This is a genomic window from Stenotrophomonas maltophilia group sp. Smal17, assembly GCF_030237045.1.
Lineage (GTDB): Bacteria > Pseudomonadota > Gammaproteobacteria > Xanthomonadales > Xanthomonadaceae > Stenotrophomonas > Stenotrophomonas forensis.
This window is the reverse complement of sequence record NZ_JASJSU010000027.1, coordinates 1-11,275: the sequence shown is the minus strand read 5'-3', so window position 1 is coordinate 11,275 and position 11,275 is coordinate 1. Positions and strand designations below refer to the sequence as shown.

The following is an 11,275-nucleotide window of genomic DNA, read 5'->3' as shown; positions in this document are numbered from 1 at the left end:
TCGCGAGGTTGCCGGCCAGCGGCCGGCACTACCACGTGACTACATCTCGCCGTTGCGGCGGGCCTTGCGCTGGCGGTCGATGCGGAAGATGTAGCGCTGGATGGCGCTGTCGGCGCCGCGCGGCAGGCTCTCGAAGCGCATGCCGACGCGCTTGACCTCGATGCCGTTGGGCTGGCGCTGCGGCAGCAGGTTGCAGACCACCAGTTCGATATCCAGGTCCGGGCCATCAGGCAGTGACAGCTGCGCCGGATAGCGCTTCTGCAGGCCGAACACCGCGCAGTCGTTGGGCACGACCACGGCCAGGCCACCGCCACTGATGTCCACCACCCGCATCGACAACGCTTCGGCGCGGGCTTCGCCGGGCGGCAGCAGCAGCTGCGGCGAGTCGGTGACCGGGGTCTCCAGCCGGTACAGCTCGCGTCGCTGCAGGTGCACCAGCTCGTCCGGCAAGGGCGCACGGAACGCAACGTGGCCGTCGTTGTCCACGCGCTGCAGTTCATGCAGGCGGAACCGCACCAGCACCCGTTCAAGCTGGGCGAAGCACAGCAGGTGGTCGGCCTGCTCGGCGGCGCGGTTGGACGCCTCCTGCGGGCTGCCATCAAGCAGAAGGAAGTCTTCGTCCTCGTCAAGATCAAGCAGCGCCGTCGGGAATGACCGGTCGCGGCCGTCGATATGCGCATTGATCAGTGATCGCTGGTCGATCAGCGAGCGCAGCAACTGGCGCAGCTGGCGCGGGTTGCGGACCAGAAAACGTTCGTCGGCGGCATCGGCCGCGTGGACATCATGCACTGCAGTGTCGTTGCCGTCGGACATGGAATCTACGGTCAGGGGCGGGCGCCAGCACGCGTTGGCGCGAGGCTCGATGGGGATATCGGCCTCTGCATCGGATTATGAAGTGAGAATTACATCACTTTCCATGCGTGAGGGGTCAGATCCCTTTCCCGGAGGAAAGGAACCTGACCCCGATGTGCCACGCAGGTAGATCCACGCCATGCGTGGATGCTTTCCGCGTGGGGTCAGAACTCCTGCCAGTCGCCGTCGGCGGCCAGTGCCGGCTGGGCGCTCGAGCCGCGCAGCGCACGTGCGGGTGTCGGCCTGTGGGCGGGAGCGGCGGCCGCTACCTGGCGCGGCAGCGGTGCGGTGGCCAGGCGCGGCGCGGTGCCCGGGGTCGCCTGCGATGCCAGCCGGAAGCGGGCCACGGCTTCCCCCAGCTGCACGGCCTGGTCTTCCATCGCGCGGGCGGCGGCGGTGGCTTCTTCCACCAGCGCGGCGTTCTGCTGGGTGGTCTCGTCCATCTGCACCACGGTCTGGTTGACCTGCTCGATGCCGGCCGACTGTTCCTGCGAAGCGGCCGAGATCTCGGCCATGATGTCGGTCACGCGCTGCACCGAGGCGACGATCTCGCCCATGGTGCTGCCGGCCTGGTGCACCAGGCTGGAGCCTTCGGCAACCTTGCCGACCGAGTCGTCGATCAGGCCCTTGATTTCCTTGGCGGCAGCGGCCGAGCGCTGGGCGAGGGTACGCACTTCGCTGGCGACCACGGCGAAGCCACGGCCCTGTTCACCGGCACGGGCCGCTTCCACCGCGGCGTTCAGCGCCAGGATGTTGGTCTGGAACGCGATGCCGTCGATGACCGAGATGATCTCGGCAATCTTCTTCGACGAGGCTTCGATGGCCGACATGGTGGTGACCACCTGGCCGACCACCTCGCCACCCTGCGAGGCGACGCCATGCGCGCCGATGGCGAGCTGGTTGGCCTGGCGGGCATGTTCGGCGTTCTGGCGCACGGTGGAGGTCAGCTCCTCCATCGAGGCGGCGGTTTCTTCCAGGTTGGCGGCCTGCTGTTCGGTGCGGCGCGACAGGTCACTGTTGCCCGAGGCGATCTCACCGGCGGCCAGGGTGATGCTGGAGGCGCTGGCCTGGATCTGGCCGACGATCTGGGTCAGCTGGGCGACGGTGGTGTTGGCGTCGTCGCGCATGCGGGCGAACACGCCGTTGAACTGGCCGTCCATGCGTGCGGTCAGGTCGCCGGCGGCGATCGACTGCAGCAGCTGCGACAGCTGGCCGAGGTTGCCGTCGGCCACCTGCATCATGGTGTTGAGGTGCTCGATCATCAGCTTGAAGTCGTGCTGGAAACGCTGGGCATCGCCGCGCTGGCTGAAGTCACCGGCGGCGGCGGCCTCGGCCAGCTGCTGGATCTGCGTGTTGATCGCCAGCAGGCTGGCCTTGGCCGCGTCCATCGATTCGTGCAGGATCGCGCGGCTGCCGGGCAGGCGGCGCGCATCCGGGGCCAGATTGCCGATGGCGTACTGGTTGAGTACGTCGATGGCATCGCGGATCGCGTCCAGGTGCTCGAAGATTACCGTGTTGATGCCGCCGGCCAGCTGGCCGTAGACACCCGGGAAGTCTTCCGGGATGCGGTGGCTGATGTCCGGGCCGGCATGCATCTGCGCCATCAGCTGGGTCTGCTCGCTGAAGCGGCGCAGCATGGCGGTCATCTCGGCGGTGGCGGCCAGCATCTTGCCGGCCTCATCCTTGCTGGTGGCCTGGGTGCTGACGCTGAGGTCGCCGCGGGCGACGGCCTGGATCGCGTGCACGGCCTTGCCGAGCGGGCCGGTGACGGCGCGCGAGATCACCGTGGCCAGCGCGGCCGCGACCAGCGACAGCAGCACGATGCAGCCGATGATGGCGATCATGCTGGTGCGGTGGGTGGCGTTGGCGGCAGCGATCTTGGCGTCCATCAGGCCGGCGATGTGGGTGCCGAGCGCCTTCATCGCCGCGAACAGTTCACGGCGCGCTGGGCGCGACTGTTCGTCGGAGATCTGCTGGGCGAGTGCGCCGTCACCTGCAGCTACGGCTTCGCGCATCGCCTTGTTGGCGCCGAAGTAGCGCTCCAGCTGCACGTTGGCGGTCTGGTAGAGCTCGCGTTCCCTGGCCAGCGCCGGCAACGCCGCGTACGCGGCCAGCTCGTCGCGTACGGTCTTGGCGGTGTCGTCCATGCGCTTGTTGTAGTCGGCCACCTTGTCCGGCTGGTCGAGCATGCTCAGCAGCGCCAGTTCGTAGGTGCGGAATTCACCCAGCTGCGAGCGCGCCTCGCCCAGGTGCTGGACCGACGGAATATCGTTGCCGGCCATCTCGCCCAGCTGCGTGTTGGCCTCGCTGAGGCGCAACAGTGCGAAGGCGCCGAGGACCAGGGTCATCAACGTGGTGAGGGTGAACCCCACGGCCAGCTTGCGGGCGATGGGCAGATCTTGGAACCACTTCATGCAGGGTGCTCCAGGTGGGCAGGGTGCCGGCGCAGTCGCGGCGGCTGGGGGTGGTTGCAGAGCAAACGGAGGTGCCCGGTGGGGTTCGGTGACGGCCGTCATTGCGGGATAACGGCGCGGGCTGCGCGGACTTTATGGACGCAGATCACATTCGGTTGCGTAGGGGCGCGGGTGCGAAAGTGCTGCTGTGATGGGACTTTCGCTTGGGTGGCGTAGTTGCATGCGAAAGCACGGCGCCGACGGAGTTCACAGAAGGAATCTGACCCCGGGTGGAATGGGGCGCGCAAACAAAAACCGCCGCCCCGAAGGGCGGCGGTTCTGGTCAACCTGCAATGGGAATCAGGCGGCCTGCGGCATCCGCAGCGAGCGCACCAGCCCGCCGATGTCGACGATCAGGGCGACGCGGCCATCGCCGAGGATGGTGGCACCGGATACCCCGCCGATGCGGCGGTAGTTGTTCTCGATGTTCTTCACCACCACCTGCTGCTGGCCGACCAGCTCGTCCACTTCCAGCGCGATCTTCTGGCCATCGCCCTCGACCACCACCACCAGCGATTCGCTGCCCGGCGCACGGTTGCCGTAGCCGTAGTACTCGCTGAGCGACAGGATCGGCAGGTACTCGCCACGCACGCGCAGCACGCGGCCTTCGCCGGCCATGCTGCGGATGTCCTCGGCCTGCGGCTGCAGGGCTTCCAGCACATAGGCCAGTGGCAGGATCAGGGTTTCACCGGCCACCGCCACGGTCATGCCATCAAGGATGGCCAGGGTCAGCGGCAGGCGGATCAGGGTGCGGGTACCGGCGCCGAGGCTGCTCTCGATCTGCACCTCGCCGCCCAGCGCCTGGATGTTGCGGCGGACCACGTCCATGCCGACGCCACGCCCGGACAGATCGGTCACCGCATCGGCAGTGGAGAAGCCGGGCTGGAAGATCAGGTCCCAGACCTGCGAATCGGTCGGGTTGTCCGGTACGGCCAGGCCACGCTCGTGCGCCTTGGCCAGGATCTTGGCGCGGTCCAGGCCGCGACCATCGTCACTGACTTCGATGACGATGTGGCCGCCCTGGTGCGAAGCGGCCAGGGTGATCGTGCCGGTCTCGTCCTTGCCCGCACCGCGACGCACGTCGGGCATTTCCAGGCCGTGGTCGATCGAGTTGCGTACCAGGTGCACCAGCGGATCGGCGATCTTTTCGATCAGGCCTTTGTCCAGCTCGGTGCCTTCGCCGACGGTGCGCAGGCGCACCTGCTTGCCGAGGCGGCTGGACAGATCGCGGACCAGGCGCGGGAAGCGGCGGAACACCGCGTCGACCGGCAGCATGCGCACGCCGATCACCGCTTCCTGCAGGTCGCGGGTGTTGCGCTCAAGCTGGTCCAGGCCGGCGAACAGGCTCTCGGCAAGAACCGGGTCCAGCGCGTGCGAGACCTGCTTGAGCATGGCCTGGGTGATGACCAGTTCGCCGACCAGGTTGATCAGTGCATCGACCTTGTCGACGCTGACCCGGATCGAGGTTTCGGCTTCCTGGGGTGCGCCGCCGCTGGCCGCGGGCGCGGGTGCGGCAGGTGCCGCAGGAGCTGGTGTGGAAGGGGCTGTTGCGGACGGGGCCTGGGTGGCCAGGCTCGGCGGCGCCGCCGGACGGATGTCCAGTTCGCAGTCGTCCAGCACCCAGGCGAAGGTGTCTTCGATCTTGCTGCGCGGCACCTTGCCGACCAGGCCCAAGTCCCACGCCAGGTGGGCCTCGAGCGGGTCGAGCTGGGCGAAGCCGGGCAGGCGCTCGATGCGCGCGGCGACCTGCAGCGACCCGAGGTGTTCCAGTTCGCGGATGATGCGCAGCGGATCGTTGCCGCTCATGAACAGCGACGGTGCCGGGGTGAAGCCGATCTGCCAGGCTTCCGGCGTGTCGTCCACCTTGGCGGCCGCGGCGGCCGGGGCGCTCGGCGCGGCCTGGCCGGAGAGCACCGCTTCCAGGCGAGCCTTCACCGCGGCGACGGCCGCGGGATCGGCGGCCTGGCCGTGTTCGGCTTCGCGCAACAGGGCGCGCAGCACGTCCACCGAGGACAGCATGGCGTCGACGGCGTGGCCTTCCAGTGCCCGCTTGCCGGCACGCAGCTCATCGAGCAGCGTTTCCAGCACGTGGGTCAGGCCGGCGATCGCATCGAAGCCGAAGGTGCCGGCGCCGCCCTTGATGGAGTGGGCGGCGCGGAACACCGAATTGATGATCTCCGCGTCCTGCTGCCCCGATTCCAGGGCCAGCAGGCCAGCCTCCATCGCGTCGAGGCCTTCGCGGCTCTCCTCGAAGAAGGTGGCGTGGAAGCGTTGCAGGTCCATGCTCATGGCAGTGGTGGTCCGGAAGCGAAGAAGGGGAGCGGTGCCGGGCGATCAGCCCAGCACTTTCTGCACGGTGGCGACCAGCTGTTCCGGATTGAACGGCTTGACCAGCCAGCCGGTGGCACCGGCGGCCTTGCCTTCGGACTTCTTGTCGGCGGCCGACTCGGTGGTCAGCATCAGCAGCGGGGTGAACTTGTAGTCCGGCAGCTGGCGCAGTTCGCGGATCAGCGCGATGCCGTCCATGTTCGGCATGTTGACGTCGGTGACCACCGCATTGAAGCGCTGGCCCTTGGCGCGACCGAGCGCGACCGCGCCGTCTTCAGCTTCTTCGACGGCAAAACCGGCCGAGGTGAGGGCGAAGGAAACCATCTGGCGCATCGACGCCGAATCGTCCACCACCAAGATACGTGCGCTCATGCAGCGTTCTCCACAGATTTCAGGTTGTCATGGGTTGCGTCCAGGCCCAGGGCCTGGGTGACGCCCAGCAGGCGCGCGGCGTCACGGAAGGTTGCGGTGCAACCGTGGAAGCCGGTGCCCAGGCCTGCCTCGCGGCGGGCCTGCACGAACGCACACAGCACCTGTATGGCGGCGGTGTGGATGCGGGCGACCTGGCTTGCATCCAGGGTCAGCTCGCCGGCCTGCGCCACCAGCGGGGCGAGGCGGTTCTTGAGCTCGGTGCTGCTCTCGATGCCGAGATCCTCACCCAGTTCGACAGTGCTCATCGTTGCTCCGGACAAACGGTTCCGTGATCCATAACGGCACCCCGGCGGGGTTCTTTAGAAGAATCGGCGCGATGCGCCGACTCAGCTCAACAGTTGCGTGGCGTCGAGCAGGATCATCGGGCGCTGGCTGACCCGCGCCACGCCGCGGAATAGATCGTTGGAGATCTGGCAGATGCGCGCGGTATCGGGTGGCTCGATCTGCGAGTCGGTGAGGTTGGCGACGTCTTCCACCGCCGACACGCGCAGGCCGATGGTCTCGCCGTCTTCCTCCAGCACCACGATGCGGGTCTGCGCGTCGTCCTCGGCGGCGGCGGCACCGAGGTGCAGGCCGAGGTCCATCACCGGCACCACCTGGCCGCGCAGGTTCATGATGCCGAGCATGGCCGGTGCGGTGCCGCGCAACGGCAGCAGCGGCACCGGCAGCACCACTTCCTGCACCTTCAGCAGCTCCAGCGCATAGGCCTGGGTGCCGCAGCGCAGGCGCAGCCAGCGCGAGGTGCGCTCGCCGGCGCGGCGGTTCTGCGGGTGCGGGCTGCTGGCCGGGTGGTGCGCCTGCGCCTGCAGTTCCTGCCAGCTGCTGGGGCGGCTGGCTGCGGGGGCGTCCACGGCGACCCGCGGTGGCGATGCAGCTGCGGCGCGTGCGGTGGGTGCAGCGGCTGCCCGCGGTGCTGCCGGTGGTACCGGCGCGGCAACCACGGCCGGCGCCGGCGTGGCGACGTCTTCGCCGCCCGCGGCGGCTTCGAATGCCGCCTGCAGGCCTGGGCTGTCGGTATGGGCGAGGCGATGGCTGTCAGCCGTATCGGTCTCGTAGATCACTTCGTCCGGCAGGTCGTCCCAGGTGGGTTCCGGGCCGGTGCCTGCGGTGGCCGGCGCCGGGGCTGTCTCGTGCAGCACCTCGTCTGGCAGGTCATCCCAGGTCGGCTCGCCTTCAATGGCGGCCGGCGTTGCGGCGGCCTCGAATGCGGCCTCCAGCGCTGCGTCGTCCGCGGCCGGGGCAGCGGCCACGGTGTCGGTTTCGTAGATCACTTCAGCCGGCAGGTCGTCCCAGGTCGGCTCGCGCTCGATCGTCGCCGCCGCCTCGAACGCGGCCTCGAGCGCGGCGTTGTCGGTGCACGGGGCAGTGGTCGCACTTTCGGTTTCGTAGATCACTTCGGCCGGCAGGTCATCCCAGGTCGGCTCGCGCTCGGTGGCCGCTTCGCTCGGCCCAGCGCTTGCTGGTGGCGCAGCGGGCGGTGCGGCGACAATGGCTTCGCCCAGCAGTTCGTCCAGGTAGTCGTCCAGTACGCCGGTGCTGTTCATGCGGCCTGCTCCAGGGCGCGTGCGTCCTCGCCGAGAATCCAGTTCAGGGCGCGGCGATACGCGGCCAGGCCGCGGCCCGGGTAGTCCTCACCGACGCTGGGCAGGGTGAGGCCGGCGGCATTGCTGATGCGCGTGTCGATCGGAATCGCGTCTTCCCATACGCGCGCACCATGACGGTCCTGCATGGTGCGCAGCGACTCGTTGCCGGCGCGGGTACGGCGGTCGAACAGGGTGGGCAGGATCGAGATCGGCAGCGGACGGCGGCGCGAGCGCTCGACCATCTCGCCGGTGCGGACCATGCCATCCAGGCCGTGCAGGGCCAGCGGTTCGGCCTGGGTCGGGATGATCAGGCGATCGGCAGCCGCCAGCGCATTGATCATCAGCAGGCCGAGGGTCGGCGCGCAGTCCAGCAGGATGTAGTCGTGCTGGGCCTGGTGGCGCGCCAGTGCATTCTGCAGGGCCAGTCCGAGGCCGGGCTGGTTGGCGCTGCGACGCTCCAGCGTGGCCAGTGCCGACTGCGCGCAGACGTAGTCCAGGCCGTGGATGCTGCTGGCATGGCACAGGTTGGACAGGTCGGCCGGTGGTGCACCGAACAGTTCCAGCACGCCGGCCGGCGGCGGATCCACCGGCACGCCGAAGGCGCGGCTGAGCGAGGCATGCGGATCGAGGTCGATCAGCAGCACGCGGTGGCCGAGCGCGGCCAGGCCGCGGCCGAGGGCGAGGGTGGTGGTGGTCTTGCCGACTCCGCCCTTCTGGTTGGCGACTGCCCAGATGCGCATCGGTTTACTCCTTCATTGCCGGGGGAACGGCGGCGCCGACGCGGCTGCCAGCCGGCACCGGCGGCAACTTCACCGGTGCGATGGGGGAGGTGGGGGCGGTAGCCGGAGTTGCGGCGGCTTGTTCGGTGGCGCTGGTGTCGACGGCGCCGGTGGCAGCGTTCAGGCGCTGCCCGAGCGGATCGACCGAGTGCGAGGTGTCTGCCAGGATGATGACCATCACCCGGCGGTTGCGGTTGCGGCCCTGCGCGCTGTCGTTCTCTTCGCGCGGGCGGAACTGGCCGTAGCCGACCATCGCCAGTCGTGACGGCTGCACGCCCTGGTCGGCGAACAGGTGCACCACGCTGGCCGCGCGCCCGGCCGACAGTTCCCAGTTGGACGGGAAGGTGGCGGTGGCGATCGGCACGTTGTCGGTGTGGCCTTCCACGCGCACGCTGTTGGGCACATCGCGCAGCACGTCGGCCAGGCTGGCCAGGGTCTGCCGTGCGTGCACGTCCAGCGCGGCCGAGCCGGTGGGGAACAGGATGTCACTGTTGATCTCGACCTCGATCCACAGTTCGGTGCGGCGCACGCTGATCATGCCGCGGTCGATCAGTGGCGCCAGCGCGGCGGTCAGGCGGTCGGCGATGCTGTTGAGCTGGCGCTCGGCGCGCGCGATCTGTTCCTGGTTGTGCACCGATACCGGCATGCGCATCTGCGAGGCCATCGATGGCAGCAGCGTCGGGTCATGCGACGGGGCGGGTGCGGATGGACCGATCTTGGTGCCGGACTTGATCACCGACGGGCTGTCCCAGCCGCCGCCCTGCACCTGCTTGTTGCCGACCTGCACCGGGTTGATGGTGCGCGGCGCACCGCCGAAGGCATCGGTGAGCGCATCGGCCATGATCCGGTACTTGCCCTCGTTGACCGAGGAAATCGCATACATGACCACGAAGAAGGCGAGCAGCAGCGTCATCAGGTCGGCATAGGGGATCGCCCATGCTTCATGGTTGGCGTGCTCTTCGTGGTGCTTGCGGCGGGCCATGTCAGTGCAGGAAGCCGGAGAGATTGGTTTCGATGTTGCGCGGGTTCTCGCCCTGTGCGATCGAGATCAGGCCTTCGATGACCATTTCGCGGTCGCGGGTGTTGTGCGAGATCACACTCTTGAGCTTGGCGGCGATCGGCAGGAACAGCAGGTTGGCCGAGGCGATGCCGTAGATGGTGGCGGTGAACGCGGCGGCGATGCCGTGGCCGAGCTTGCTCGGATCGGCCAGGTTCTTCATCACCGCGATCAGGCCCAGCACGGCACCGATGATGCCGAGCGTCGGCGCATAGATGCCCATCGCCTCGAACACCTTGGCGCCGGCCTGGTCCTGGTGTTCCTGGCTGCCCAGTTCGATTTCCAGCATGTGCCGCATCGACTCGGGTTCGACGCCATCGACCAGCAGTTGCAGGCCCTTGCGCAGGAACGGGTCCTGCTGCGCTTCCACCTGCGATTCCAGGCCCAGCAGGCCCTGGCGGCGGGCGATGTTGCTCCACTCGACGATCTGCTGGATCAACTCGCGGCGGTCGCTGTGCGGCGGGCGCACGACCCAGCGCACGATCTTGAACGCGTGCTTGAACACTGCCGGCGAGGTGTGCAGCAGGATCGCGGCGATGGTGCCGACGATGACGATCACGAACGCCGCAGGCGACCACAACGACGCCAGGCCGGCGCCCTTGAGGATGCTGCCACCGACCAGCGAGGCCAGGGCGAGAAAGAGTCCAATGAGGCTGAGTCTATCCATGGTTCCGGTATCGGCGTGTATGAATGGGACTTGAGACACCGGGAGATCGCGTACAGACGGTAGTCACAGTTTTCGGGCCGCCGGGCAGGGCCCGGCGGGGTTCATCGCAGGCCATCCACATCCAGGATCAGCGCCATGCGACCATCGCCGATCAAGGTTGCACCGGCGTAACCGCGCAGGCCGCGCAGGGCTTTGGGCAGCGGCTTGATCACCACTTCCTCGCGCCCGCGAACCTGGTCCACGACCAGGCCGAAGCGGGCCTCGCCAGCCTGCAGTACCACGATGGTCAGCAGGGTCGAGGCGGCCGGCGTCACATCCAGCCACTGGCGCAGATCGACCAGCGGCAGGGTATGCGAGCGCCGGTCGAGCACGGCACGGCCATCGAACCAGCCCAGCGAGGTGCGCGGCGCATGCAGCACTTCCATCACGCGCGCCAGCGGCAGCGCGTAGACGTCCTCGCCGGCCTGCACCAGCAGGGTCGGCAGGATCGCCAGGGTCAGCGGCACGCGGATCAGGAAGCGGCTGCCACGGCCCAGTTCCGACTGGATCTGGATCTGGCCGCTCAGTTCGCGGATGCGCGACTGCACCACGTCCATGCCGACGCCACGGCCGGAGATATCGGTGACCTGCTGCTTGGTCGAGAAGCCGGGCAGGAACACCAGGTGCAGGCATTCCTCACTGCTCAGGCGGGCTGCGGCTTCCGGATCGATCAGGCCCTTCTCGCGTGCCTTCGCACGCAGCTTTTCCGGGTCGATGCCGGCGCCATCGTCCTGCACTTCGATGCTGACATAGTCGCCTTCCTGCTGGGCCGACAGCCGCACATGGCCCATCCGCGGCTTGCCCTGCGCTTCGCGCAGGTCGGGCATTTCCACGCCGTGGTCGATGGCGTTGCGGACCAGGTGCACCAGCGGGTCGGCCAAGGCCTCGACCAGGTTGCGGTCGAGCTCGGTCTCGGCGCCGATCAGCTCCAGATCCACTTCCTTCTTCAGTGATCGGGCGACGTCGCGGGCCACCTTGGGGAAGCGCGAGAACACTTTGCCGACCGGCTGCATGCGGGTACGCATCACTGCCGACTGCAGGCGGGCCGTGGCGATGTCCAGGGTGGAGACCGCGCGGTCCAGCTC

10 protein-coding genes are annotated in these 11,275 nt (G+C 68.4%); all 10 read right to left on the bottom strand.

Going from position 1 to position 11,275, the window contains the following annotated elements:
• Positions 1 to 39: 39 nt before the first annotated feature.
• On the bottom strand, positions 40 to 813 hold the full coding sequence (locus tag QRO93_RS09545; RefSeq protein WP_053449662.1) for a flagellar brake protein: 774 nt from the start codon (positions 811 to 813) through the stop codon (positions 40 to 42).
• A 203-nt stretch (positions 814 to 1,016) separates the two neighbouring features.
• Positions 1,017 to 3,266, bottom strand: coding sequence for a methyl-accepting chemotaxis protein (locus QRO93_RS09540; protein WP_180878086.1), 2,250 nt, complete (start codon positions 3,264 to 3,266; stop codon positions 1,017 to 1,019).
• Between the two features lie 339 nt (positions 3,267 to 3,605).
• A complete protein-coding gene (locus tag QRO93_RS09535; RefSeq protein WP_180878085.1) occupies positions 3,606 to 5,594 on the bottom strand; it encodes a chemotaxis protein CheA in 1,989 nt (662 codons plus the stop codon).
• 45 nt (positions 5,595 to 5,639) lie between these two features.
• Positions 5,640 to 6,005, bottom strand: a complete 366-nt coding sequence (locus tag QRO93_RS09530) for a response regulator (protein WP_005409521.1) — start codon at positions 6,003 to 6,005, stop codon at positions 5,640 to 5,642.
• Positions 6,002 to 6,310 carry a lipid asymmetry maintenance protein MlaB gene (locus QRO93_RS09525; RefSeq protein ID WP_040007804.1) on the bottom strand — a complete coding sequence of 103 codons (309 nt, stop codon included), beginning with the start codon at positions 6,308 to 6,310 and terminating at the stop codon, positions 6,002 to 6,004. Before QRO93_RS09525 ends, QRO93_RS09530 begins: the two co-directional genes overlap by 4 nt.
• Before the next feature lie 81 nt (positions 6,311 to 6,391).
• On the bottom strand, positions 6,392 to 7,609 hold the full coding sequence (locus tag QRO93_RS09520; RefSeq protein WP_180878084.1) for a chemotaxis protein CheW: 1,218 nt from the start codon (positions 7,607 to 7,609) through the stop codon (positions 6,392 to 6,394).
• Positions 7,606 to 8,388, bottom strand: coding sequence for a ParA family protein (locus QRO93_RS09515; RefSeq protein WP_053449666.1), 783 nt, complete (start codon positions 8,386 to 8,388; stop codon positions 7,606 to 7,608). The genes QRO93_RS09520 and QRO93_RS09515 overlap by 4 nt, the downstream gene beginning before the upstream one ends.
• A 4-nt stretch (positions 8,389 to 8,392) precedes the next feature.
• Entirely contained in the window at positions 8,393 to 9,409 is a 1,017-nt protein-coding gene (motD, locus tag QRO93_RS09510) for a flagellar motor protein MotD (protein ID WP_049456094.1), read from the bottom strand.
• A gap of 1 nt (position 9,410) precedes the next feature.
• Positions 9,411 to 10,151, bottom strand: coding sequence for a flagellar motor protein (locus tag QRO93_RS09505; protein ID WP_006442919.1), 741 nt, complete (start codon positions 10,149 to 10,151; stop codon positions 9,411 to 9,413).
• A 101-nt stretch (positions 10,152 to 10,252) separates the two neighbouring features.
• The coding region (locus tag QRO93_RS09500; protein WP_285304120.1) for a chemotaxis protein CheA at positions 10,253 to 11,275 on the bottom strand (1,023 nt) is incomplete at its 5' end.